The following is a 23777-nucleotide window of genomic DNA, read 5'->3' as shown; positions in this document are numbered from 1 at the left end:
GCGGGCGCCGGCCCGGAGCCTGCGGGAACCGCCGACACGCAGGGTCCGGATCCCGCGCCGGATCCGGACCCTTCTTGACGGCGGTCGGGGGCTCGGGGCGGGTACCGCGCGCCGTCGTGCCCCGGACGGTGCCCTGCCTGGGACAATGAGGTCCATGACGACATCGCTGCACCTCGTCCAAGAACCCGAAGCCGACGCGCTGCTGGCGTCGGATCCGCTGGCGCTGCTGGTCGGCATGCTATTGGACCAGCAGGTGGCGATGGAAGTGGCCTTCGCCGGGCCCAAGAAGATCGCCGACCGCATGGGCGGGCTCGACGCCGGGGCGATCGCTCGCACCGGCCCGGAGGAGTTCGCCGAGCTGTGCTCCCGCCAGCCGGCCGTGCACCGCTTCCCCGGGTCGATGGCCGCGCGCATCCAGTCGCTGTGCGGTTATCTGGTCGAGCACTACGGCGGCGACGCCGCCGCGGTGTGGACCGCGGGCGATCCCGACGGCCGCGAGGTGCTCGGTCGTCTCAAAACGCTGCCCGGCTACGGCGACCAGAAGGCGCGAATCTTCCTGGCCCTGCTGGGCAAGCAGCTGGGCCTGCAGGCGCCGGGCTGGCGCGAGGCCGCGGGCGACTACGGCGAGGAGGGCGCACGCCGCTCCATCGCCGACGTGGTCGACGAGCAGACCCTCGCCGAGGTGCGCGCCTTCAAGAAGAGCGCCAAGGCGGCGAAGAAGGCCGCCAAGCCCGAGTAGGCGCGGCGGCCCGGCGGACGCGGGCGCCGCGCCCGGCGTGCGCGGACGTCGGCGCCGGGCACGGCGGCGCGGTAAGTGTCGGGACCGGCCGGCGCAGGGGGCTGGTGCACGCCGGCCGGTCCCCGCCTACCGGCCCGGTCGGCTGACTCACCCTGGGGCCGCCATAGGCGTCGTGGACGCCGTCTCCAGGGTGATCCGATGCCGGCCGGCGTAGACGTTCATCGAGGCGCCGCGCAGGAATCCCACCAGGCTCAGCCCGGAGTCGGCCGCCAGCTCCACGGCCAGCGACGACGGCGCCGAGACCGCGGCCAGCATCGGGATTCCCGCCATCAGCGCCTTCTGCGCGAGCTCGAACGAGGCCCGGCCCGAGACCATGAGCGCGCTGCCGCGCAGCGGCAGCCGGTCCTCGCGCAGGGCCCAGCCCACGAGCTTGTCGACCGCGTTGTGCCGGCCGACGTCCTCGCGCACGCAGAGAAGCTCCCCCTCCGGAGTGAACAGACCCGCCGCGTGCAGGCCGCCCGTGCGGTCGAAGACCCGCTGGGCCTCGCGCAGGCGGTCGGGCATCCCTGAGAGGACGGGCACCTCGAAGAGGGGCGCGTCCTCGGCGACCGACCAGTGGGCGACGGTGGTGACCGCCTCCAGGCTGGCCTTGCCGCACACTCCGCAGGAGGAGGTGGTGTAGAAGTTGCGCTCCAGCGACGCCTCGGGCACCGCGACTCCGGGTGCCAGAACGACGTCGAGGACGTTGTAGGTGTTGGAGCCGTCGTCGGTGGCGCCGGCGCAGTAGCGGATGGTCGCGATCTGGTCGGGGCCGGTGATGACGCCTTCGCTCACGAGGAAGCCCGCCGCCAGGTCGAAGTCGTGTCCCGGAGTGCGCATCGTGACGGTGAGCGGCCGCCCGTTCATCCGGATCTCCAGCGGCTCCTCGGCCACCAGGGTGTCGGCGCGCTCGACGGCGGCGCCGTCCCGGATGCGCAGGATGCGTTCGCGGACCGTGACCCGTCCCATGGCACTGCCCCTTTCCGGAAGCCCCTCGGGGCTTCCTGTGCCCGGCGTTGTGTCCCCGACTCGGGTGGCATTCCCGCTCCGGCGCGTTCTCAGTCGCGGCCGGTGCGGATTCCGCCCGTCTCGGTCGCGGTCGGAACGGATTCCGCCCGCTGCGCCAGGCTGACGGCGGCGGCCCGCGGAGAACGGGCCGCGCCGGCGTCAGTCGTGGCGCCTCTGCTGTACGTGCTGGAAGCCGAACCGCCCCTTGATGCACAGGTTCCCGTGCGTCACGGGGTTGTCGTGCGGCGAGGTGACCTTGACGATCTCGTTGTCCTGGACATGCAGGGTGACGTTGCAGCCGACCCCGCAGTAGGTGCACACGGTGGTCGTCTCGCTCTGGCGCTCCTCGTCCCAGGTGCCCTCCTGGCGCATCTCGTACTCGGTGCGAAACGACAGCGCGCCGGTCGGGCAGACCTCGATGCAGTTGCCGCAGTAGACGCAGGCGGAGTCGGGCAGCGCGAGATCGTGCTCGGTGGAGACGCGGGCGTCGAACCCGCGGCCGGCGATGCCGATCGCGAACGTGTTCTGCCACTGCTCGCCGCAGGCGTCGACGCACTTGTAGCACATGATGCACTTGCCGTAGTCGCGCACGTAGAGGTCGTTGTCGACCTTGGTGGGCTGCTCGACGGTGGCGGCGGCCGTGCCGTCGACGGCCTCGTGCTCGCCCGCGTGGCGGGCGTCGCGCTCGCCCATCCGGGCCGGCTCGGCGCGGGGGCCGAAGCGGTCGGGCCGGGCGTCGTAGCGCTCGTTCCACTCGGGGACGCCGGGCGTGGTGGACAGGTCCACCGACGAGCCCAGCAGCTCCAGCACCATCTTGCGGCTGTGGCGGACGCGCTCGGAGTCGGTGGCCACCGACATGGAGTCCTCGACCTTGCGCGAGCAGGCCGGCGCGAGCGTGCGCGCCCCCTCGACCTCCACCACGCACACCCGGCAGGCGTTGCGCGGCGTGAGGGTGTCGCCGTAGCACAGGGTCGGTACGTCGGTGCCCACGGCCTCGCAGGCGTCCAGGATGGTGGCGCCCTCGGGCACACGCACCTCCTGGCCGTCGATGGTCACCTCGACCAGGCGGCGGGGCGCCCCAATGACAACCGGTGTGCTCACCGGGCCTCCTTTACGGGTTGTTCCTCCTGCGGACCGAAGACGCCCAGCCGGTCGATTGCCGACTCCACCGCGTTCCACGCGGTCTGGCCCAGGCCGCAGATCGAGGCGTCGCGCATGGCCTCGCCCACCTCGCGCAGCAGCGCGATGTCGGTGCGGCGCGGGCCCGCGTCCTGCGCGAGCCGCACCAGCGCCTCCTCCTGGCGGACGGTGCCCACCCTGCAGGGCACGCACTGCCCGCAGGACTCGTCGCGGAAGAACGCCGCGATGCGCACGAGGATCGCGGCGAGGTCGACGGTGTCGTCCAGCACCAGGATCACGCCCGAGCCCAGGGTGGCCCCCGCCTCGCGCGCCCCCTCGAAGGTGAGGGGGATGTCCAGTTCGTCGCCGCGCACGAACCCGCCGGCGGCGCCGCCCAGCAGCACGGCGCGCGGCAGCCGGGGTTCGCCCTCGGGTCCGGTGCCCACGCCGCCGCACATCTCCATCAGGTCGCGCAGGCTGGCGCCGAAGGGGACCTCGTAGACGCCGGGGCGCTCCACCGAGCCGGACACGCAGAACAGCTTGGGTCCGGTGGAGCGGCCGGTGCCGATCGCGGCGTAGGCGGGGCCGCCCATCATCATGATCGGCAGCACGTTGACCAGGGTCTCGACGTTGTTGATCGCGGTCGGCTTCCCGAAGACGCCGCGCTCGACGGGGAAGGGCGGCTTGCTGCGGGGCTCGCCGCGCAGCCCTTCGATCGAGTTGAAGATCGCGGTCTCCTCGCCGCAGATGTAGGCGCCCGCGCCGCGCCGGATCTCGATGTCGAAGTCGAACCCGGATCCGAGGATGTCGCGGCCGAGCAGGTTGCGCGCGTGCGCAAGCTCGATCGCGTTCTCCAGCAGCGACAGCGCCCGCGGGTACTCTCCGCGGATGTAGATGTAGCCGTGGTTGGCGTTGTTGGCGAATCCGGCGATCGTCAGCGCCTCGATGACCGAGAAGGGGTCGCCCTCCATGATGACGCGGTCCTTGAAGGTGCCCGGCTCGCTCTCGTCGGCGTTGCAGATGACATAGCGGGGTGTCTCGGGCCGCTTGGCGGTGCCGTCCCACTTGCGGCCGGTGGGGAACGCGGCTCCGCCGCGTCCGACCAGGCCGGAGTCGGAGACCTCGCGGATGACGGCGCTGGGTCCCATGCGCAGCGCCTCGCGCAGCGCGGCGTAGCCCCCGTTGGCCCGGTAGTCGTCCAGACTGGCGGGGTCGACCACGCCGATGCGGCGCAGCAGGACCAGGTCGGGGTCGCCCGCCTGGGGAACGGCCTCCCCGGCGGGCGGCTCCGGCGCGGGGCCGGGCAGCGTCGCAGGGGAGAAGGTGGCGCGCCGCCGGGGGCGGCCGCCGTTGAGGGAGGGCGCATGTCCGTTCGCCGAGGGACCGGGGGTGCCGGCCCCTGCCGCGGTCTCAGCCGCGGGGGCCTCGCCCGCAGCGGGGACGATGTCGTCGGCCGCGGCGGGCGCGGCGACGCTGTAGCGCGGCGGGTCGCCGGCCTCCAGGGAGACCGCGGCCGGCGCGCGTTCGCACAGGCCCAGACACGGGCTCTCGTGCCAGGTGAACTCGCCCCCCTCGGTCCCCGGTCCTCCGGCGCGCTCGGTCAGCGCCGCGCACAGGCCTTCGGACCCCTTGGCGGCGCACGCGATGTCGGTGCAGACGTGCACCACGCGGCGCGGGCGCTGTTTGAGCGAGAACATGGCGTAGAAGGTCGCGACGCCGTAGGCCTCGGCCGGCGGGATGGTCAGCCGGCGGCAGATGTAGTCGAGCGCGGCGGGGCTGATCCAGCCCACACGGTCGTTGACGGCGTGCAGGGCCGGCAGCAGCAGGTCCCGCCTGCCGCGGGCGGCGTGGCCGCCCTCGGCGAAGCGCAGATCGGAGGCCTGGCGCGTGCCGCCGTCCCACCCCGACTCCGGTGGGCCCAGGACGGCGTCCACGGCCTCACGCTCGGAGTCCTCCGGCACAGCATCCAGGAAGTGCAGGTCCACGTCCCCGGTCACCTCGAATCATGTAAGCCAGGTCACAGACTTTGTATACGGGCTACAGTATGCTTTATTCCGACCGTGGGCAACCCCTGGTCGAACCCGGTTTCGACGCCTCGTGCACGTGCATCTGAGCAGGTGCAGAACGTGATCGCGGCAGAGTGCGGAGCGCGGCGGCCGCCCGGGCGCCGTTCGGGCGGCCGCCGCCCCGGTACGCGCCGGGCCGGGCACATCCGTGCCCCCGGCGGAGCCGGCCGCCTCGGGCCGCGCTCCGCCGTCCGCCGCGTACCCGCAGCCCGTGCCCCGGGCACCCGGTGGCGAACAGCGCGCCCGGGGACACGGTGCGGACCGCGGGGGAACGGCCGGGACCCCGAGGGGGCCCCGGCCGCGGACCGCGGGGTTCGCGCCGCTCAGGGTGAAGCCGGCACCGGTGCATGATCGGAGGCTCCGGCGGGTGCGGCGCCCTCGGCGGCCTTCTCGATGCGCACGGCGGCGGCCTTGTACTCGGCCGTGCCGGCGTCGGGGTCGGTGGCGTCGATGGTCAGCAGCTGGGTGTCCACCTGGTCGGGGAAGTGGAAGGTCATGAAGACCAGCCCCGCGCGCATCTGCGTGGACACCGCGACCGGCACCAGCACCGACCCCCGGCGGGAGGAGACCCGCACGACCTCGCCGTCGGCGACGCCCAGCAGCTCGGCGTCCTCGGGCGAGATGTCCAGCGTCTCGCCGCGCCGCAGGGGCGAGGAGAAGCCGCTGCTCTGCACGCCGGTGTTGTAGTCGTCCAGCCGCCGGCCCGTGGTCAGCCGGAAGGGGTAGTCGTCGTCGAGCAGGTCGACCGGCGGGGAGTGGCCCACGATGCCGAACGCCGCCGGCACGCCCCGCGTCTCGGGATCGGTCGACCACAGCCGCGCGTGCAGGTAGCTGGGCTCCAGGTCCTCCTCGGAGAAGCACGGCCACTGGATGCCCTGCAGCTCCTCCAGCCGCCGGTAGGTCATGCCGCGGTGGATGGGGGAGAGGCTGCGCAGCTCGTCCCAGACGTCCTCGGCCACGGGCCGCTGCCAGGCGTGGCCCAGGCGCTGGGCCAGCTCGCACATGATCTCGATGTCGTCGCGCGCGCCGGGCGGCGGGTCCAGCGCCTTGCGCACCAGCTGCACGCGCCGCTCGCTGTTGGTGAAGGTGCCGTCGGACTCGCACCAGGAGGCGCTGGCGGGCAGCACCACGTCGGCCAGTTCGGCGGTCTTGGTCAGGAAGATGTCCTGCACCACCAAGTGGTCCAGCCGCTGGAGGCGGCGCGTGGTGGTGAAGGTCTCGGGCTCGGACTGCACCGGGTTCTCACCGATGATGTAGAGCGTCTTCAGCTCGCCCTCGTCCATCGCCTCGAACATCTGGGTCAGCGTCCGGCCCTTGTGCGGCTGGATGGTGGTGTTCCAGACCGCCTCGAAGCGCGAGCGGACCTCGGGGTCGAGGATGTCCTGGAAGCCGGCCAGCCGGTCGGGGATGGCGCCCATGTCGCCGCCGCCCTGCACGTTGTTCTGGCCGCGCAGCGGCTGCAGGCCGGAGCCGTAGCGGCCGACGTGCCCCGTGAGCAGGGCGAGGTTGATCAGCGCCTTGACGTTGTCGGTGGCGTTGTGGTGCTCGGTGATGCCCAGCGTCCACGACAGCTGGGCGCGCTCGGCCGTGGCGAAGGCGTGGGCGAGCTCGCGGATGGCCTCGGCGGGCACCCCGGTCTCGGCCTCGGCCGCCTGGAGCGTCCAGGGCTCGACCAGCTCGCGGTACTCCTCGAAGCCGCTCGTGGCGCGCTCGATGAAGGTGTCGTTCGTCAGGCCCGCGTGGATGATCTCGCGTCCGATGGCGTGGGCCAGCGGGATGTCGGTGCCGACGTTGAGGCCGAGCCAGCGGTCGGCCCACTGGGCCGAGGAGGTGCGGCGGGGGTCGACCACGAACAGTCGGGCGCCCTTGTGCACTCCCTTGAGCACGTGCTGGAAGAAGATCGGGTGGGCGAAGCGCGGATTTCCTCCCCACACCACGATCAGGTCGGTGTCCTCGACCTCGGCGTAGGAGGAGGTGCCCCCGCCCGAACCGAAGGCCGCGGAGAGCCCCGCCACGCTGGGGGCGTGGCAGGTGCGGTTGCAGGAGTCGACGTTGTTGGTGCCCATCACGACGCGGGTGAACTTCTGGGCCATGAAGTTCATCTCGTTGGTGGCCCTGGCACAGGAGAGCATGCCGAAGGTTTCGGGGCCGTACCGCTGGACGCCGTCGCGGAATCCGTCGGCGGCCCGGTCGAGCGCCTCCTCCCAGGAGGCGGGGCGCAGTCGGCCGTCCTCGCGCACGAGTGGGCGAGTGAGGCGTTCGTAGCTGCTGGGCTGGTGATCGTCCGATCGCATCTTCTAAGGCCTCGCTTGGGTCTCGTGGCCACTGCGGGTCTACAAGTACATCACAGCAATATTGTCTACAGTATGCGTCGCCAGGGCGGCGGGCAAGGGTGTGCAGGCGGGGCGGCGGCAGGGGCCGTTCCGCCGGGTGTGTCGCAGGGCGTGCTAGGCGGCGCGCGCGGGTGCGGCGGCGGCCGCTGCGGCGGTCATGCGCTCGGCCACGCTGCCGTCGGTCAGCCGGGCGTTGAGCAGTCGGGCGACCGAGTCGACGGTGCGCAGGGTGGGCACCGCGGCGCCGACCATGTCGGCGAGCTCGACCACGGCGGTGAGGATGACGTCGAGCTCCATGGGCCGGCCGCGCTCGACGTCGTGCAGGGTGGAGGTGCGGTGGTCGCCGGCGCGCTCTGCGCCGGCCAGGCGGCGCTCGACGGAGATCGTGGGGTCGACGCCCAGGCGGGCCGCCACGTCCAGGGTCTCGTTCATCATCGACCGCGCGAGTTCGCGCGAGGAGCGGTCGCGGCAGATCTGCGCCATGGTGGAGCGGGTCAGGGCGCTCAAGGGGTTGAAGGTGATGTTGCCCATCAGCTTGACCCAGATGTCCTCGCGCAGGTCCCGCTCGACCGGGCACTTCAGGCCGCCGGCCACCATCGCCTCGCTGAGGTCGGTGCAGCGCCGGGAGATCGTGCGGTCGGGCTCTCCGATGGAGAAGCGGGTGCCCTCCAGGTGGCGGATGACCCCGGGCGCCTCGATCTCGGTGGCGGCGTAGACGACGCAGCCGATGGCGCGTTCGACCGGGATCGCCCGGCTGACCGAGCCTCCCGGGTCGACGGTGTGCACCCGGTGGTCGGCCAGCGGCCCCGCCAGCCCGTGGAAGTACCACCAGGGGATGCCGTTCTGCGCGGCGACCACGGCCGTGTGCGGGCCCATCAGCGGGCGCAGCATCGGGCCGCAGGCGGCGTAGTGCTGGGCCTTGAGCCCGAGGAAGACGAAGTCGACCGGTCCGATCTCGCGGGGGTCGTTCGTGGCGTTTGGCCGGGCGGTGAAGTCGCCCCGGTCGCTGAGGACGCGCACCCCGTCGGCCCGCAGCGCCTCCAGGTGCGGGCCGCGGGCGATCAGATGGACGTCGGCCCCTCCGCGGTGCAGAGCGGCGCCCGCGTAGGCGCCGATCGCGCCGGCGCCGAGGATGGCGATTCTCATACTGCACTCCGTTCTCTCGCCCGAACGATTTTGTATACAGTATGCTGATGAGTGCGCAAAGAGCGAGGGGTCTGCAGCGGAAAAGGAACGTGTGAATGCAGGCGAACAGCAAGTTCACCGGTTCTTCTCCGCTGCGGGTCCCTCGCTCGGCAGGGGGCGGGTGCGGCCTGACGGCCACCGCGCCGCCAGGTGCGCTCCGAGCGATCGCGGGTCGGCGAGCCGCCCGCGGGCCCGCGATCGCCGTCCGGACTGCGAACGGGCTGTGGATTTCGTAGACTGTCTACATCATTCACTCGAGTCGAGCATCGTGCGACGGGCGGGAGCGGCATGACCACACAGCCGTTGAAGGCCGCGCTGAGTGGACGGGTCCAACGCCCCGTCCCACTTCGTGAGACGGTTTACGAGACCATCCTCAACCTGATCATCACCCGCGAGTTCCCGCCCGGCCGCCACCTGGTCGAGAGCGAGCTCGCCGAACAGCTCGGAGTCTCCCGCCAGCCGGTGCGCGAGGCGCTGCAGCGGCTGAGCAACGAGGGCTGGGTGGACCTGCGGCCCGGCTACGGCGCCTTCGTTCACACGCCCACCGAGAGCGAGGCCGACCAGCTGCTCGCGGTGCGCGCCGTCCTGGAGACCGAGGCCGCCCGGCTGGCCGCCGGCACCGCCGCTCCCGAGCAGGTCGAGCACCTGCGCGAGCTGTGGCGCGCCGGTGTCGCCGCGGTCGACGACGCCGACGTCGACTCCGTGGTCACCGCCAACGCCGACTTCCACCGCGGCGTCATCGAGGCCTCGGGCAACCGGGTGCTGGCCGAGCTCGCCGCACAGGTCGACCGCAGGGTGCGCTGGTACTACGCGCCCATCGCACGCTCGCGCGGCATGGCCTCCTGGGACGAGCACGCCGAGATCATCGCCGCCGTCGCCGGCGGCGACGCCGCGGAGGCGGCGCGGCTGATGAACGACCACACCGAGCGCACGCGGCGGACCTACCACGACAAGATCGACGTCTGACTCCCGCACGGGCCGGGCAACGCGTGCGCGCCCGCCGGTGCGCCCCCGGAACGGCTGCGGCCGCCCGGCCGCAGGCGGGCCGGGCTCCGCGGCCGCCCTCGCCTGCGCCGGGCCTACGGCTCAGACGTGGTCGCGCGGGACGACCGTGTTCCAGGTGCGCGCGGCCACCCGCTCGCCGCCCTCGTAGGCGTCCAGCGTCGCGTTGACGTGGAACTCCTCGGGCGTGGCCGACAGCGCGGTCCTGGTGACCGTCTCCACCTCCCAGCCGCCGCGCTTGAAGCGCATGCGCCAGGTCGTCACGCCCCGGGGGGAGGAGAAGTCGTCTCCGCGCACCGAATAGACCTCGTCGGCGCGGCGGCTCACCTCCAGGCCGATGTCGTCGAAGTACACCGTGCCCAGGTCTTTGACCACCTTCAGCGAGGACTCGTAGTCGACGAGGTCGCGCTCGACCTTCCACTGCTGCTCGCCCGGAGCCAGGCGGCTGGAGTCCGCCGGGGGCGTGCCCTCGGCCTCGTCGAAGGGCTGCGGCGCGACCTCGTCGGAGCTGTCGGCCGGGCGCACCGGCAGCACCAGCGAGCTGTCGCCCTCCAGCAGCACGGTCAGCAGTACCGGCTGCGGCGGCGGCCAGGCCAGCGGCCAGTACGAGGTCGACACCGACACCCGCAGCCGGTGCCCCGGCGGGAACGCCTGGGCGACGCCGTTCATCGGTACGGCTACGCGGTAGAGCCCGCCGGGCACCAGGTCCGCGGCCCCGGCGTGGTCGTCGGAGTGGGTGAGGTTGAGCAGGCCGTAGGTCACCCGGGTGGCGCGCCCGTCGGGGGCCACGTCCGACAGCCGCACGCACACCATCGCCACCGGCCGGTCGACGGTGAACTCCAGATTGACCACGGGCGAGCCGAGGATCTCCAACCGCTCGGTGAGCTCGTCGCTGTCGAACACCAGCGACCCGCCGTCGTCCTCGCGCTGGTCGTAAGGCAGATCCGGCGGCGCGTTGTAGGAGCACCACTTTCCGGCGTACTGGCCCACCGTCAGCGGCGACTCCACCGACGCGGCGGCGGTGGCCACATCGGCGCCGGACTCGGCGATGCCGTCCTGGGCCAGCGGGTGGGTGCGGCGGTAGACGCGCGGCGAGGGCCAGCGCGGCTCGCCCACCCAGCGCCCGGGCCGCTCGGCGTAGGCGGTCGAGGGCGGTACGCTCTCCTGCATCCAGCTGCGCAGCATGGGTTCGCCCATCACCTCGTTGTCGGCGCCCTTGAGCCAGCGGTCCCACCAGCGCACGCACTGCTGCAGGAAGCCCACGGCCGGTCCGGGCTCGCCCAGGTGCGGGTACTTGTGCGACCACGGCCCGATCAGTCCCAGCCGCGGTACGCTCAGGCCCTCCATCAGCCGGAACACCGCGTTGGAGTAGCCGTCGGCCCACCCGCTGACGGCCATCACCGGCACCTCGATCGCCGAAAGGTCCTCGCACACCGAGCCGTGCCGCCAATAGTCGTCGCGCAGCTGGTGGCGCAGCCAGGTGTCCAGCCACAGGCCGCTGCCCTCCAGCCGCCGGCGCCACATGTCCCGCCAGCGCTCGCCCACCACGGCCGGGTCGGGCGGGCAGGAAGTGTAGGCGAACATCGTGGAGGCCCACGAGAGGTTGTCGCCCAGCAGGCAGCCGCCCATGTAGTGCACGTCGTCGGCGTAGCGGTCGTCGGTCGAGCACAGCGTCACGATGGCACCCAGACTCGCGGGCCTGCGGGCGGCCAGCTGCAGGGCGTTGAACCCGCCCCAGGAGATGCCCATCATCCCGGTCGTGCCCGAGCACCAGGGCTGGCCGGCCAGCCACGCCAGCACCTCCTCGGCGTCGCGCAGCTCCTGCTCCAGGTACTCGTCCTGGAGCACGCCCTCGGAGTCGCCGCTGCCGCGCAGGTCCACCCGGGCGCAGGCGTAGCCGTGCCCGGCCAGGTAGGGGTGGATCGTGGAGTCGCGCTGCGCGGTGAGATCGCGCTGCCGGTAGGGGATGAACTCCAGGATCGCGGGGACGGGCTCCTCCTCGGAGCCGGGGCGCCAGATCCGCGCGGCAAGCCGGGTGCCGTCGGACATGGGGATCATGACGCCCCGCTCCTCGGCGATCTTGTTGGGCAGTGCCGTGACGTGGCGCATGCGGCCTCTCCCTTCTGCTTACTTCTCGCCTGCTGACTCCGCCTCGTCGATGCCCTCGACTTCGAACGGGAGCCGGGCCAGGCACAGCTCGTACGAGCGCTGGAGGCCTTCGGAGTCGGCGGCGCCGGTGTAGACGACGGCCAGTGCATAGCTGTAGCTGTCCTGGCCGGACAACTCCGAGAGCCGGGTCCCCGGTTCGGCCAGGACCTCCGCCGACGTGCCGGGGATGTCGCGCTGCATTCTCGCGATGTCGTCCTCGTCGGGGGCGATTCGCACCACGCCGTCGGAGAAGCGGCGCAGGAACCACTTGGCCGCCACTGCGTAGTCGCCGCCGCCCGTCTCCAGTGCGGGCTTGCGGCCCAGTGCCAGGTCCACGCGGTAGGAGTGGTTGGACCGGCCGTCGACGAGGGAGGTGATCTCGGTGTGGGACTGGGAGTGGCGGGGGTTGACCTCCAGCAGGCACGTCTCGCCGGACTCGGGGTTCCAGAAGAACTCGATGTTGAAAGTGGTGTTGTCCAGCTTCAGGCGGGAGACGACCCGGGACGAGATGTCGCGGACCCGGTCCAGGATGTGGCCGGGAAGTTCGGAGGGGTACTGGTAGCGCAGGAAGCTGGAGGTGTCCGGGTAGTTGAGGGAGTCGACCACCCCGTAGGTGTGGGGGCGCCCCTCGTACACGTACCCCTCGACCGTCAGCTGGATCCCGGAGACCTCCTCCTCGGCCAGGCAGGCCGTCCCGCCGGCGCGGGCCACCTTCTCGGGCAGCTCGATGCGCTCCATGATCCACTCGAAGGGGTCGCCGAGCGTGGCCGCGCCGTCCCGGATCTGTGCCAGCGCGTCGCGGAACTGCTCCTCGTCCTCCACGCGGAACGCCAGGTCCGAGGAGAAGCCTTTGACCGGCTTCAACCACATGGGGTAGTTCAAGTGCCCGGGCGGGCGCTCGGCATCGAAGGGGATCTCGGCGAAGCCGGGCAGCTCGTCGATGACCTCGGCCTGCTCCAGGCGGCTCCAGTACTTGTGCTCGCACTTGACGACCGACTGCAGCGACGGCGCGGGCAGTCCCCGCTCGGCGCACAGGATCGGCACCAACGTGCTGACCGGGAAGTCCCAGTAGCCCATGATCGCGTGGATGGGCCCGTCGAAGGCGTCGAGCGCGGCGCGGGCTTCCTCCAGGACTTCGCCCGGGTCCAGGTCGGGGTCGTGCAGGCGCTCGATACTCAGCAGCGGGTGGAACCGGACATGGGGGATGGCGCGAAGGGTCTCGCGATTGTGCTCGTCCAGACCGAGCACGAAGACGTTTGCGCTCTCACTCATCTCTGGCACCCCCTCCTTTGCCCTCGGATTGATGCGCCTACCCGAACGGGGCGCCGATGCGATGCGGCCGTCCCGGGGATCCTGGCCTCGCCGCGATCCGAGCGCCGGGGAACCCGACACGGCGGCGCTCGCAGGCCGCCACACGGCGGTCGGGGGTCCGCGAGCTCTAGGCTGGGCCCATGGCGCACCGACACCCCAGCAAGCTCAACGCCGAGCACGTGGTCCACCCCGGGGCCCGGCGCCTGCTCAAGGCCGAACTGGCCAACTGCGCCGACTGCCGCGCCCACGGCGACGCCGAGGCGCTGGCCGCCCCCGAGATCCTGGAATCGCTGCTGCACGGCTTCGTACTCAAGCGCGCCGAGCAGTGGCGCAACCGCCACTCGCGCTATCCGGTCAACCTCTACGACCTGGCCCCGCCCGACGAGCTGCGCTTCCTGCACATCCCCACCCGCGAGGTGGTGCGGCTGTGTGTGGTCGAAGGGCGCGCCGGCGACCGCGTCGACACCGCCGGCGCGCTGGTCGAGACGGGAAACCTCACCGACGACGACCGGTCGCGGGTGCTCGGCGACATCGTCGACGGGATTCTGGAGGATGAGGGCTGAGCCCTTCGCCGGAGCCGGCCGGAGGCCGCGCCGCCGCACCCTGCAGGACCGCCTCGACGCAGGTCGGCGCCGGTTGCGGTTGTATCACGATCCGCGGTCTCTGTAATCCACCGCGGTGATCGCCTACACCCGCCGCGACCGGCTGCCCTGCTCGGCAGCGTCGCGTTCCGGCGACTGCCGGGCCGTGCGCGGGGCCGAGCGCGTGCGCCCGGCCTGCCCTTGCGGACGGGACCAGCGGTGCGGCGTCGTATGCTGCCCTAGCGGACACCGAGGCCTCGAACGCCCCTGAACCGGTTTCGGCGCGTCCCGGAGGCGGTCGGCCGCACCCCCAGCTCGGGCAGGCTCCTGCGAATCCATGGAACCTCGGCGGCCGCGTGCGCATCAGAGATGTGCGCTTCAGCAACGGAAACATCATCGAGACATCCCGGCGGCGCCGGTCAGCGCGCGCCGCCCAGGGCATTCCGGGGAGGAAACAGCATGAGTTACGGTCCGTCAGGGGGCCAGCCGCCTTACGGCAGCGGAAGCGGAGGCTACGGTCCCCCGCCCCCGCCGCCCCCCTCCGGCCCGCCCGGTGGCGGCGCCTACGGCGCTCCTCCGCCTCCCCCGCCCGGATCCCCCGGCGGCGGCGGCATGGAGCCTCCGGCCAACAAGGGCAGCGCCATCGGCGCGACCATCGCCAACGGCATCGGCATGTGCCTCACCTGCGGCGGCACCACGATCGGCCTGGTGCTGGGCATCATCGGCATCGTCATGGCCGAGAGCAACCCCAAGGCGGCGCGGACGTGCACGCTGATCTCGTGGATCCTCTTCGGCGTGGCCTTGGTGTTCGGCATCATCGCGTGGATCTGGTACTTCGTCGCATGGGCGTCGTACGGGGCGACGACTGCGTACTAGCCGTCAGCCTGCGGTGCTCCCGGAGGCGCCGGCCGCCGAACGCGGCCGACGCGACTCCGGCTCAGCGCCCCGGCCCGGGATCGCGCCCGGGCCGGGGCGTACGCATGCGCGGGGGCGTACGCAGGCCCCGGCGCGCCGCCCGCTACTCCTCCAGCGCCGTCTGGACGATCGCGCGCAGCTGCTCGACGATGTCGGCGCGGTCGCGCTCGAAGTCCGGCGAGGTCAGCACCTCGGGATCGGGGGAACCGATCTCCAGGACCGGCGTGAGGACGTGTCCTGCAGGGATGTCGCGTCCCGTGGCGTCGCGCAGCAGGGTGTTGCGGTAGGCGACCTCGTTGGAGACGTCGTCGCCGCCCGCGCCCGCGAGTACGTGCGCGCCGGGGGTGGGCCCGCCTGCGCGCACGGCGGGCTCGCCCGTACCCGGCGCGACCTCGGTGACCTCGGTGTTGCCGTACACCGGAAAGCGCCCTGCCGCCATCTCCAGGACGGCGCGGCGCGGCAGTGAGGAGACCGTCCACTCCGGCATAGGGCCGGTCGCCCCGGGCGCGGGCGGCACCGGTCCCGGCGCGCTCACACGCTCGTTGTCGGGGGCCGCGCCGCGCATCCCCGCGTTGTACACCTGCAGGTCGAAGCGGCCCGCCCGGCCCTGGCTCGCCGTGATCACCGCGTCGGCGGCCACCGCGCCCGCGCCGGGGGAGTAGTGCGGCCCCAGCGCGCGCTCGACCATGCCCGCGCCCAGGTCCCGCCAGCGCGTGGGGAAGATCGCGGTGCGCACGGCGGCACGGCGACCCCGCGCCTCCAGCACCGTCCCGTGCAGGCTCAGCGCCGCAGCGCCCGAGGGGTTGGAGCGGCGCACGTCGTCGTCCAGGCCGAAGGGGTCGAATCCGGTGACGATGACGCGCAGCAGCTTGTCGTCGGGAGGGAACACCAGGTCGTCGTGGCCGCGCGAGGCCAGCTCCAGCCGGTCGGAGAGCGCGGCGCGCTGCCCGGCCTCCAGCGGGAAGGCGGGGCTCCACTCGCGCAGCCGGGCGGTGAGCGTCAGCCGTGCCCAGTACAGGAAGCGGTCGTCGGCGACGCGCTCGCTCTGGCGCACCGCCTCGGTCCACAGCCGGCGCCCGTGCGAAGCGACGACGCCCTCGGCCTCGGGAAGGTTCCGGGTCCCGGCGAGGTCGGCCGCGAACAGCGGGGCCGCGGCCGCGAACCCGGAGCGGCGCAGTATCGCCTGCGGTGCGGCGAAGGAGGTTCGGGACTCCTCGGCGGTCATGGCGGTGGCCCTCATGTGCATTGCGGCGTGCTGTCCCCGGCTCCGCGGGGAAACGCCGCGCCTCCTTCCAGGTATAGCGCGGTCGCCGGTCTCGTGCCGAAGCGGTCGCCACCGGCCCCGCCGCGGCGTCGGCGCGCAGGGCCCGCCGGATCCGCGGCCGGGCGCGGGGTTCGGCGCACAGCTTCCCACAGGCCAAGGACGATCGGACGCACGGGCCGCAGTGCCCCGGGCCCGGCGGTGCGGGCCGAGCGGTGGGCGGCGGACCGGTTAGCAGCGGGCGGCGCGGGGAAAAAGTCGGATGCCCGCAACCGCCTCTCAACGGAGAGAGAAGGACATGGCAGCCCTTCCCGCGACCGACCACCTGCGCGAGCGCGCCCGAGCGGCCCTGGGCCGCTGCGGGGTCGAGCACCTCGACGAGGCCGACGGCGCCGGCCACGACGCGCGCACCCCCATCACCGGCGGAACGCTGTTCCAGCTCACCCCCTCCAGTGCGGCCGACGTCGACCGCGCCGTCGCCACCGCCCAGTCGGCCTTCAGCGGCGCCTGGCGCGACACCCCCGCCCCCGAACGCGGCCGCCTCGTGCGGCGGCTGGGCGAGCTGCTGCGCGAGCACAAGAGCGACCTCGCCGACCTCGTCACCGTCGAGGCGGGCAAGATCGGCTCCGAGGCCGCCGGCGAGGTCCAGGAGATGATCGACATCTGCGACTTCGCCGTGGGGCTCTCCCGCCAGCTCTACGGCCGCACCATGGCCTCCGAGCGGCCCGGCCACCGCCTGATGGAGACCTGGCACCCGCTGGGCGTCGTCGGCGTGGTCACCGCCTTCAACTTCCCCGTCGCGGTGTGGTCGTGGAATACCGCCGTCGCCCTGGTGTGCGGCGACACCGTCGTGTGGAAGCCCTCCGAGCTGACTCCGCTCACGGCGCTGGCCTGCCACGGGCTGCTGATGCGCGCCGCCGACGACGTCGGCGCACCGCAGGAGGTGCACCGGCTCGTGCTCGGCGGCCGCGACGCCGGCGAGCGGCTGGTCGACGACGAGCGCGTGGCGCTGCTGAGCGCGACCGGCTCGGTGCGCATGGGCCGCGAGGTCGGCCCGCGCGTGGCGGCCCGGCTGGGGCGCTGCCTGCTGGAGCTGGGAGGCAACAACGCCGCGATCGTCGCGCCCTCGGCCGACATGGACCAGGCACTGCAGGGCGTCGCGTTCGGCGCCGCCGGGACCGCCGGGCAGCGCTGCACCACCCAGCGGCGCCTCATCGTCCACGAGGACGTCGCCGACGGCTTCACCGAGCGCCTCGCCGAGGCCTACGGCAAGTTGGGCGAGCGCATCGGCGACCCCTTCGCCGCAGAGACCCTGGTCGGCCCGCTGATCGGCGAGGGGGCGCACCGCTCGATGGACGAGGCGCTGCGGGCGGCCGCCGACAGCGGGGGACGGCTGCTCACCGGCGGCACCCGCCGCCTGGCGTCGGAGGCGCCCGGCGCCTACTACGTCGACCCGGCGGTGGTGCGCATGCCCCGCCAGGACGACATCGTGCGCCGCGAGACCTTCGCCCCGATCCTCTACGTGCTCACCTACCGCACCTTCGAGGAGGCGCTGGAGCTGCACAACGGTGTACCGCAGGGCCTGTCCGGCTCGGTGTTCACCCGCGACCAGCGCGAGGCCGAGCGGTTCCTGTCCTCGGCCGGATGCGACTGCGGCATCGCCAACGTCAACATCGGCACCTCCGGCGCCGAGATCGGCGGCGCGTTCGGCGGCGAGAAGGCCACCGGCGGCGGCCGCGAGTCCGGCTCCGACGCCTGGCGCGCCTACATGCGCCGCGCCACCAACACCGTCAACCACTCCGCGGAACTGCCCCTGGCCCAAGGGGTGAGCTTCCTGTGAGAGCGGCCTGAACCGGCGGGAGGCGGCCGGCGCGGCAGGAGGTCCGGGTGCCGCGCCGACCGGGTCTCGCGTCCGGGTGCGCCGGACGCGGCGGTGGGCGGCCTCCACCGCCGCAGGCCGCGGCGCCGGGCCCGCGCCCCGACTGGCGGGGCCCCGGGCCGACTACCCCGAGACGGGCGCAACCAACACCGGCGGATGCGGCGCCGGCGCAGGCCGGCCCGCATCCGGGGCGTGCGCGCGGTTCCGCGCCGACGGATCGCCAGGGCGGCGGCAGCCCTCCCGGGAGTCGAACCGGATCAGCGGTATCCGGTGCTCTCAGAGCTCCGGCGCGCCGTGCGCGCGCAGGCGCTCGTGCAGGCACGCGGCGGCGCGCACCAGCGCCCGGCACCGCGCGAACTCCACCGGCGTGAACGGGATCTCGCGCCGCAGCAGCAACACGCCGCCCTCGGGATCGGGCAGCGTCATCTCCGTGCGCCGCAGGTCCTCGGCCTCCAGCCCGGGCGGGGGTGCGGGGCGCCGCGCGACGTCGCGCGCACCCGACACCGAGGCGAGCACCTCGGGCAGGCTCGCCTGCCCGCCCACCAGGCCGGCCAGCAGGGACAGGGCGCGGGCCGCCGTGTCGGCCAGGTCGCGGACGTCGGCCGGCTCGACGACGGGGCGGCGCCCGCCCGCACGCACGGCGGCCTCGCGCAGCACCTCGGCGCCGGCCCCCGCCGGTGCTGTCACATAGAGGTCGTCGACGGCCTCGCCCGCGGCGGGGTGGACCTGGAGCAGCCGGATGTCCACGCCGTGCCGCGCCATCTGCGCGGTCAGCGCGGCCAGCCCGCCGGGGACGTCGTCGACGGCCACCCGTACCCGCCACAGCCGCTCCCGTTCCGCCCGCGCCGCCTCCGGTAGCGCCGCGCCCCCGTGTCCCGCCGCACCCCCCTGCGGTGCCGCCGGTCGACCGCCGGGGGCGCGCCCGCCGGCGCGGTGCCTGCGCCAGCGGTGCAGCGTCGAGACCGCCAGCAGGGCGGCCCCGGCCGCCGCCAGCATCCGGCCTCCGTAGTCGCTGTGGCCCAGGGAAAGCACCAGCAGGTGTGCGGCCCCCGCCGCCAGCAGCAGCCCGCCCACGTCCACCAGCTCCTGGCCGAGGAACCCCCGCGGGACCGGCTCGCGGCGCGCACTCCGCCGCTCCCCTCGCACGTTCACGTCGGTTCGCACGTCGTCACTCATGGCCCCGACCATGCCCGCCGCGCGTTTCGCGGGATCGACCGGCGGTGACAGCGGGGTAACGGACCGGCGTGACTTCGGTCACGGAGGGTGACCGGCGGTGATCCGCACCCGTTCCGCTCCGCCAGCGGACACGCCACTACGGGGGCTGGCGCGGGGTCGTGCGCGGATTCGGGCAGTCTGGAAGTGTGAAATCCGCAGGAGTCGATCCGGAACAAGGCGGGGACGAGCGCCTGCCGTCGCTGGGGCCGATCGCGCGAAGGCCGGTGGACCTGCTCGCCGCCGCCGTCGGCATGCTGGTCATCGCGGCCGTACTGGCCGTCGTGCGTATCGCCACCGACGGCCAGGAGGCGGCCTACCCGGCCGAGCTGCGCACGCTGCTGCCGCCCTCGGTGCTCGCGCTGGCAGCCGGCCTCGCCAACCTGACGGTCATCGTGCTCGCCGCCGTCACCGCCCTGGAGCGCCTGCTGCGCACCGAGTTCCGCCAGATCGTGCGCGCGCTGTCGGCGGCCTGCTTCTGCTACGGGCTCGTCGGAGCCGCCAACGCCGCCGTGCACGCCCTCACTCCCGCATCGGGGCTGCCGGAGGTGCTCCAGACGCCGGAGGCCCATGGCCTGTTCACCTCACCGCTGCACGCCTACATCGCCGCCGCCGTCGCCTACGTGTGCGCGCTGCCGCTGGGCCACCTGCCGCGCGTGCGGGCGGCGATGTGGGGAGGTATCGCCCTGACCTCGGTCTCGGTGCTGCTGGCGGGCGTGACCACGGCGCTGTCGCTGCTGCTGACCGTGCTGGCCGGCTGGACCTGCGCGTCGGTGGCGGCCTACGCCGTGGGCCTGTCGAAGCCGGTCCCGGCCACCGGGCGGCTGCTGCGCGAGCTGCGCCGGTTCGGGTGGGAACCGCTGGGCCTGACCCCGCTGGGCGGCGACGCCGAGGGGAACCAGCGCTACGCCGTCGACACCGTCGACCGCCGCCTGGACGTGGTGCTGTTCCGCGCCGAGGACACCCGCGGGCTGTGGAAGCGGCTGCTGGGTGCGGTGATGCTGCGCGGGCCCGCGGCGCCCTCGGTGCTGCTGGGCGTGCAGCGCCGGGTGGAGCACGCCGCGCTGATGGACTTCGCCGCCCGCGCCGCCGGAGCCGCCGGCCCGCGGGTGCTCGGCGTGGGCGAGCTGGGGCTGGGCTCCGTGGCGCTGGTAACCGAGCACGTGCCGCTCCGCCCCCTCGACGAGCTCGACGCCGACGAACTCACCGACGAGGTGCTCGACGAGGTCTACGCCGAGCTCGCCCTGCTGCACCGCAACCGCATCACCCACGGCAACCTGAACGGCTCCACGGTGGGCCGGCGGCTCGACGGGCGGGTCGTCTTCACCGGCCTGGCCAACGGCACGGTCGCCGGCTCGCCGATCAAGGCGTCGCTGGACGCGGCGGCGCTGATGACCCTGCTGGCGCTGCGTGTGGGCGAGCGGCGCGCGGTCGACTCGGCCATGCGCGTGCTCGGCCGCGAGACCGCGGCCGCCGCCCTGCCCTTCCTGCAGACCGCCGGGATGCCGTTCGCGCTGCGCGGCCGGCTGCGCGCCCACCGCGGGACCCTGGGCGCCATCCGGGCGCAGATCACCGGGGCGGTTCCCGAGGCGAAGGCGCGTCCGGCCCGCCTGGAGCGGATGCACCCGCGCACCGTGGTCAGCGTGGCGGTCGCCACCGCGGTCGGCATCGTCCTCGCCTATCAGCTCGCCGGAGTCGACTTCGGCACCATCGCCGGGGCGGACCTGGGCTGGGCGGCCGCCGCGTTCGGCGCCTCGACGCTGTGCATGGTGGCCGCCGCCATGGCGCTGATGGGGTTCGTGCCGATCAGGCTGAACCTGTGGACGACGGTGCTGGTGCAGTTCGCCGGGTCGTTCGTCCGCATCGCCGCGCCCGCAGGGCTGGGGTCGCTGGCGATCAACACCCGCTACGTCTCCCGCATGGGCGCCTCCGCGGGGCTGGCGCTCTCGGCCGTCGGCCTCTCCCAGGCCGTGGGTCTGATCCTGCACGTCCCACTGCTGCTGGTGGCCGCCTACCTGACCGGGACCTCCTACCTCGCCGACTTCTCACCGTCGGCGACGGTCATGGCGGTCACCGCCGGCCTGGCACTGGCGGTTGCGCTGGTCCTGCTGGTGCCCGGCCTGCGCCGCTCGGTGCTGGAGCGCGCCCGCCCCTACTTCCAGCACACGCTGCCGCAGCTGCTGGACCTGATGCAGCACCCGCGCCGGCTGGTGATGGGCGTGGGCGGCACGCTGCTGCTGACCGCGGGCTTCGTGATGTGCCTGGGCTTCTCGGTGGCCGCGTTCGGAGGCAGCGTCGGCATCGCGGCACTGGTCGTGGTGTTCCTCGCCGGGAACGCCATCGGCTCGGCCGCGCCCACCCCGGGCGGGCTCGGCGCCGTCGAGGCCGCGCTGCTGGGCGGGCTGACGACCGTTGCGGGGGTGCCGGCCGCTGTCGGGCTGCCCGCGGTGCTGCTGTACCGGCTGCTGACCTTCTGGCTGCCGGTGCTGCCGGGGTGGGGCGCCTTCCATCTGCTGCAGCGCTGGAAGGCGATCTGAGCCGCCTGCGCCGCATCCGACCGCGCACCGGCGGTTCGGCGCCGCCGCGCGCCCCCGGACGGTGGAATCATGGGTCGGCGACGCAGCCCCGCGGCGGGAGCGGACGGTCTTCGCCGCCGCACCGGGCGCCGGACGCACCCCGCTCCGGCAGCGCGGCGCTGCGGGGCACCCGGGCGCAGGGCCCGCGGGAGCGAGCGCGACGAGGCGGAGGAGCCCGAGGAATGGCCAGGAACAAGCTCGCGGAAGAGGCGTGGGAGGAGCTCGCCCGCGCTCAGATCGCGCTGATGCGCAGGTTTCAGGACGACTTCCGCGAGAGCGAGATCACGATGCGCGAGTACGACGTGCTCTTCACCCTCTCCCGCTGCCCCGAGGGGTCGCGCATGCGCGACCTCAGCGAGCACGTGCTTCTGACCCAGCCCAGCATCAGCCGCCTGGTCGAGCGCATGGCCGACGACGGCCTGGTCACCCGCGGCTGCGCCCCCGATGACCGGCGCGGCACCGTGGTGGGGCTCACCGAGCACGGCCGCCAGGTGCTGAACCGGACCGGCCGCCGCCACGCGGCGGCGATCGAGCGGTACGTGGGCGGCGCACTGACTGGTGAGGAGCTGCGCAGCCTGCGAGACCTCGCCGGCAAACTGCGCAGCGCGCAGGCGCCGGAGTAGACCGCGGCCGCGACTCGGCGGACTGGTTGTGCCCAATTCGATTGTGCTAAATTGATTACCGTCGAGGAGGGAGTGCCCGAACCATGGCAGACACGTCCGAGCCGCTCGCGCTGGAGCACCAGCTGTGCTTCGCGGTCTACGCCGCCTCGCGCGCGATGACCGGCCTCTACCGCGAGTTGCTCGACGGCCTCGGCCTCACCTATCCCCAGTACCTCGCCATGCTGGTGCTGTGGGAGCGCGGCGACCTCACCGTCAAGGAGCTGGGCGCCCGGCTGCGGCTGGACTCGGGCACCCTCTCGCCCCTGCTGCGCCGCCTGGAGGCGGGCGGCCTGGTCCGGCGCAGCCGCCAGGACGGCGACGAGCGCGTCGTGCACATCACTCTCACCGGCAAGGGCACCCGCCTGCGCGAGCAGGCCGCCGGCATCCCCGCTCAGGTTCTGGACGCCGCCGGCGTCACCGCGGCCCAGGCCGCGGAGCTGCGCCGGACCCTGGAGCGGGTCACCGACTCCGCCACCTCCGCCGCCGACGACCTCCGCGGCCGACGGTGAGCCGGCGGGGAACGGCGGGGAAAGCGGCCGCGGCCACCACAGCCGCGGGCGAAACGCCATCCGAAAGGAACACAGCGGAATGAAGGTCATGTACACCGCCGAGGCCCACATCGAGGGCGAGGGCCGCAAGGGTCGCGGCCGCACCGCCGACGACCGCCTGAACGTGGAGCTCTCGGTCCCCTCGGGCCTGGGCGGCGACGACGGGCCCGGCACCAATCCCGAGCAGCTGTTCGCCGTGGGCTACGCCGCCTGCTTCCACGGCGCCCTCAAGAAGGTCGCCCGCGAGTCCGGCGAGTCCGTCGACGGCTCCTCGATCGACTCCAAGGTCAGCCTGGGCAGCGCCGACGACGGGCTGACCCTGGCGGTCGAGCTGGAGGTCGCCATCCCGGGCAAGACCCAGGACGAGGCGAAGACGCTCGTCGAGGCCGCCCACCAGGTGTGCCCCTACTCCCGCGCCACCCGCGGCAACGTCGAGGTGACCCTCACCACCAGGAACGGCTGACACCCTGCCGCAGCGCCGGCCCGCCTCCTCCCGCGTCAGGGCGGGCGCGGGCCGGCGCCCGCAGCAGCCGCCTCCGGTCGCCCGGCCTGTCGTCTACCGGGGCGGCGCACCGCTTCGTTACGCTGGCCGCCATGTTGGATCCACTCATCACGCGGGCCGGCCTGCCCGCCGACGCCTCCATGGCCCAGGTGGTCGACGCCGTCCACCGCATCCCTTTCGGGGCCCCGGCCGACCGCAGCGCCCAGGGAACCCTGGACGAGTGGCGGGGCATCAGCACCACCAAGCACGAACTGCTCGCCGCGGCCCTGGAGAAGGGCTGGCCCGAGACCAAGCCGCGGCTGGTGCACCGGGTCCACGTGTGCACCCCCGAGGACGCCCGCGTGCGCCTCGGCGAGGCGGCCGCAGCGGCGGTGCCCGAGGCCGGTGTTCGGGACGTGCACCGCTACCTGATCGTCGAGCTCGGCGGCCAACGCGTCTCCATCGACGTCACCTACCCCTCGACACCGGGCTGGGACGGCGCCGCGCCGATGCCGGTGGCGGCCGGTGAAGGCCCCGACCACGAGGCCGGACCCGACGCCGACCGCGAGCTGCGCGTCCTCGAAGCGGCCCACTGCGACCCCGGATCGCGCGAGCACCTCATCACCGCGCTGTCCGCGTCCCTGGCCTCCGTCTGAGGGGCGCCGCGGGCGTGGTGGGGCGCACCTCGGGATCACCGCGCTGTCCGCGTCCC

The 23777-nt window shown here is 73.5% G+C and carries 19 protein-coding genes; 10 read left to right on the top strand and 9 right to left on the bottom strand.

The genetic code is table 11. The features are described 5' to 3' along the window. Positions 1-154: 154 nt before the first annotated feature. The gene (locus tag RM446_RS17060) at positions 155-739 is read left to right on the top strand and encodes an HhH-GPD-type base excision DNA repair protein (RefSeq protein ID WP_311546316.1); all 585 of its coding nucleotides are present in this window, start codon (positions 155-157) and stop codon (positions 737-739) included. 147 nt (positions 740-886) lie between these two features. Here the strand turns inward: RM446_RS17060 and fdhD are convergent, their stop codons facing one another. The 5 genes from fdhD to RM446_RS17035 form a co-directional block, all read right to left on the bottom strand. Further along, complete coding sequence (fdhD, locus tag RM446_RS17055; RefSeq protein WP_311546315.1) at positions 887-1747, bottom strand: formate dehydrogenase accessory sulfurtransferase FdhD; 861 nt, start codon at positions 1745-1747, stop codon at positions 887-889. 198 nt (positions 1748-1945) lie between these two features. Further along, positions 1946-2887 carry a 2Fe-2S iron-sulfur cluster-binding protein gene (locus RM446_RS17050; protein WP_311546314.1) on the bottom strand — a complete coding sequence of 314 codons (942 nt, stop codon included), beginning with the start codon at positions 2885-2887 and terminating at the stop codon, positions 1946-1948. Continuing rightward, positions 2884-4890 (bottom strand): NAD(P)H-dependent oxidoreductase subunit E, encoded by a 2007-nt coding sequence (locus RM446_RS17045; protein ID WP_311546322.1) that lies wholly within the window; start codon positions 4888-4890, stop codon positions 2884-2886. The genes RM446_RS17050 and RM446_RS17045 overlap by 4 nt, the downstream gene beginning before the upstream one ends. A 404-nt stretch (positions 4891-5294) precedes the next feature. Next, entirely contained in the window at positions 5295-7265 is a 1971-nt protein-coding gene (locus tag RM446_RS17040) for a molybdopterin oxidoreductase family protein (RefSeq protein WP_311546313.1), read from the bottom strand. Between the two features lie 153 nt (positions 7266-7418). Continuing rightward, complete coding sequence (locus RM446_RS17035) at positions 7419-8450, bottom strand: 2-dehydropantoate 2-reductase (protein ID WP_311546312.1); 1032 nt, start codon at positions 8448-8450, stop codon at positions 7419-7421. A gap of 327 nt (positions 8451-8777) precedes the next feature. On the opposite strand from RM446_RS17035, the gene RM446_RS17030 reads away from it, so the two are divergent. Continuing rightward, positions 8778-9455, top strand: a complete 678-nt coding sequence (locus tag RM446_RS17030) for a GntR family transcriptional regulator (protein ID WP_311546311.1) — start codon at positions 8778-8780, stop codon at positions 9453-9455. Between the two features lie 120 nt (positions 9456-9575). On the opposite strand, the gene RM446_RS17025 is transcribed toward RM446_RS17030, so the two are convergent. Both RM446_RS17025 and RM446_RS17020 read right to left on the bottom strand, forming a co-directional pair. Further along, entirely contained in the window at positions 9576-11600 is a 2025-nt protein-coding gene (locus tag RM446_RS17025; RefSeq protein WP_311546310.1) for a CocE/NonD family hydrolase, read from the bottom strand. Positions 11601-11618: 18 nt separating this feature from the next. Continuing rightward, the gene (locus RM446_RS17020) at positions 11619-12911 is read right to left on the bottom strand and encodes an ATP-grasp domain-containing protein (protein ID WP_311546309.1); all 1293 of its coding nucleotides are present in this window, start codon (positions 12909-12911) and stop codon (positions 11619-11621) included. 179 nt (positions 12912-13090) lie between these two features. Here RM446_RS17020 and RM446_RS17015 point away from each other — a divergent pair, with 179 nt between their 5' ends. After that, a complete protein-coding gene (locus tag RM446_RS17015) occupies positions 13091-13513 on the top strand; it encodes a hypothetical protein (protein WP_311546308.1) in 423 nt (140 codons plus the stop codon). Positions 13514-13990: 477 nt separating this feature from the next. Continuing rightward, positions 13991-14407 (top strand): hypothetical protein, encoded by a 417-nt coding sequence (locus RM446_RS17010; RefSeq protein WP_311546307.1) that lies wholly within the window; start codon positions 13991-13993, stop codon positions 14405-14407. A gap of 142 nt (positions 14408-14549) precedes the next feature. Here the strand turns inward: RM446_RS17010 and RM446_RS17005 are convergent, their stop codons facing one another. Further along, positions 14550-15692 carry a pyroglutamyl peptidase gene (locus RM446_RS17005; protein ID WP_311546306.1) on the bottom strand — a complete coding sequence of 381 codons (1143 nt, stop codon included), beginning with the start codon at positions 15690-15692 and terminating at the stop codon, positions 14550-14552. Between the two features lie 313 nt (positions 15693-16005). Here RM446_RS17005 and amaB point away from each other — a divergent pair, with 313 nt between their 5' ends. Further along, entirely contained in the window at positions 16006-17547 is a 1542-nt protein-coding gene (gene amaB, locus RM446_RS17000) for an L-piperidine-6-carboxylate dehydrogenase (protein ID WP_311546305.1), read from the top strand. Between the two features lie 315 nt (positions 17548-17862). On the opposite strand, the gene RM446_RS16995 is transcribed toward amaB, so the two are convergent. Then, positions 17863-18762, bottom strand: coding sequence for an ACT domain-containing protein (locus tag RM446_RS16995; protein ID WP_311546304.1), 900 nt, complete (start codon positions 18760-18762; stop codon positions 17863-17865). A gap of 185 nt (positions 18763-18947) precedes the next feature. On the opposite strand from RM446_RS16995, the gene RM446_RS16990 reads away from it, so the two are divergent. The 5 genes from RM446_RS16990 to RM446_RS16970 all read left to right on the top strand — a co-directional run bounded on the left by RM446_RS16990 (position 18948) and on the right by RM446_RS16970 (position 23721). Beyond that, positions 18948-21335 (top strand): lysylphosphatidylglycerol synthase transmembrane domain-containing protein, encoded by a 2388-nt coding sequence (locus RM446_RS16990; protein WP_311546303.1) that lies wholly within the window; start codon positions 18948-18950, stop codon positions 21333-21335. Positions 21336-21556: 221 nt separating this feature from the next. Further along, positions 21557-21997 carry a MarR family winged helix-turn-helix transcriptional regulator gene (locus RM446_RS16985; RefSeq protein ID WP_311546302.1) on the top strand — a complete coding sequence of 147 codons (441 nt, stop codon included), beginning with the start codon at positions 21557-21559 and terminating at the stop codon, positions 21995-21997. Positions 21998-22080: 83 nt separating this feature from the next. Further along, on the top strand, positions 22081-22545 hold the full coding sequence (locus tag RM446_RS16980) for a MarR family winged helix-turn-helix transcriptional regulator (protein ID WP_311546301.1): 465 nt from the start codon (positions 22081-22083) through the stop codon (positions 22543-22545). A 79-nt stretch (positions 22546-22624) separates the two neighbouring features. Continuing rightward, positions 22625-23047, top strand: coding sequence for an organic hydroperoxide resistance protein (locus tag RM446_RS16975; RefSeq protein ID WP_311546300.1), 423 nt, complete (start codon positions 22625-22627; stop codon positions 23045-23047). 131 nt (positions 23048-23178) lie between these two features. Beyond that, positions 23179-23721: a hypothetical protein gene (locus RM446_RS16970; protein ID WP_311546299.1), complete on the top strand. Its 543-nt coding sequence runs from the start codon at positions 23179-23181 to the stop codon at positions 23719-23721. Positions 23722-23777 lie beyond the last annotated feature (56 nt).

Origin of the sequence: Streptomonospora wellingtoniae (genome assembly GCF_031845375.1) — a bacterium.
Classification (GTDB): Bacteria; Actinomycetota; Actinomycetes; order Streptosporangiales; family Streptosporangiaceae; genus Streptomonospora; species Streptomonospora wellingtoniae.
Note: the sequence above shows the minus strand (reverse complement) of the source record. Positions and strands in the feature narration are given on the sequence as shown.

What these genes read in the sequence shown, in the direction of transcription:
- RM446_RS17060 (WP_311546316.1), top strand. Translation starts at nt 155, where the DNA reads ATGACGACATCGCTGCACCTCGTCCAAGAACCCGAAGCCGACGCGCTG.
- RM446_RS16995 (WP_311546304.1), bottom strand. Translation starts at nt 18,762, where the DNA reads ATGAGTGACGACGTGCGAACCGACGTGAACGTGCGAGGGGAGCGGCGG.
- RM446_RS17040 (WP_311546313.1), bottom strand. Translation starts at nt 7,265, where the DNA reads ATGCGATCGGACGATCACCAGCCCAGCAGCTACGAACGCCTCACTCGC.
- RM446_RS17005 (WP_311546306.1), bottom strand. Translation starts at nt 15,692, where the DNA reads ATGCACATGAGGGCCACCGCCATGACCGCCGAGGAGTCCCGAACCTCC.
- RM446_RS17030 (WP_311546311.1), top strand. Translation starts at nt 8,778, where the DNA reads ATGACCACACAGCCGTTGAAGGCCGCGCTGAGTGGACGGGTCCAACGC.
- RM446_RS17035 (WP_311546312.1), bottom strand. Translation starts at nt 8,450, where the DNA reads ATGAGAATCGCCATCCTCGGCGCCGGCGCGATCGGCGCCTACGCGGGC.
- RM446_RS17010 (WP_311546307.1), top strand. Translation starts at nt 13,991, where the DNA reads ATGAGTTACGGTCCGTCAGGGGGCCAGCCGCCTTACGGCAGCGGAAGC.
- RM446_RS17025 (WP_311546310.1), bottom strand. Translation starts at nt 11,600, where the DNA reads ATGCGCCACGTCACGGCACTGCCCAACAAGATCGCCGAGGAGCGGGGC.
- RM446_RS16985 (WP_311546302.1), top strand. Translation starts at nt 21,557, where the DNA reads ATGGCCAGGAACAAGCTCGCGGAAGAGGCGTGGGAGGAGCTCGCCCGC.
- RM446_RS17020 (WP_311546309.1), bottom strand. Translation starts at nt 12,911, where the DNA reads ATGAGTGAGAGCGCAAACGTCTTCGTGCTCGGTCTGGACGAGCACAAT.
- RM446_RS16975 (WP_311546300.1), top strand. Translation starts at nt 22,625, where the DNA reads ATGAAGGTCATGTACACCGCCGAGGCCCACATCGAGGGCGAGGGCCGC.
- RM446_RS16980 (WP_311546301.1), top strand. Translation starts at nt 22,081, where the DNA reads ATGGCAGACACGTCCGAGCCGCTCGCGCTGGAGCACCAGCTGTGCTTC.
- RM446_RS16970 (WP_311546299.1), top strand. Translation starts at nt 23,179, where the DNA reads ATGTTGGATCCACTCATCACGCGGGCCGGCCTGCCCGCCGACGCCTCC.
- amaB (WP_311546305.1), top strand. Translation starts at nt 16,006, where the DNA reads ATGGCAGCCCTTCCCGCGACCGACCACCTGCGCGAGCGCGCCCGAGCG.
- RM446_RS17015 (WP_311546308.1), top strand. Translation starts at nt 13,091, where the DNA reads ATGGCGCACCGACACCCCAGCAAGCTCAACGCCGAGCACGTGGTCCAC.
- fdhD (WP_311546315.1), bottom strand. Translation starts at nt 1,747, where the DNA reads ATGGGACGGGTCACGGTCCGCGAACGCATCCTGCGCATCCGGGACGGC.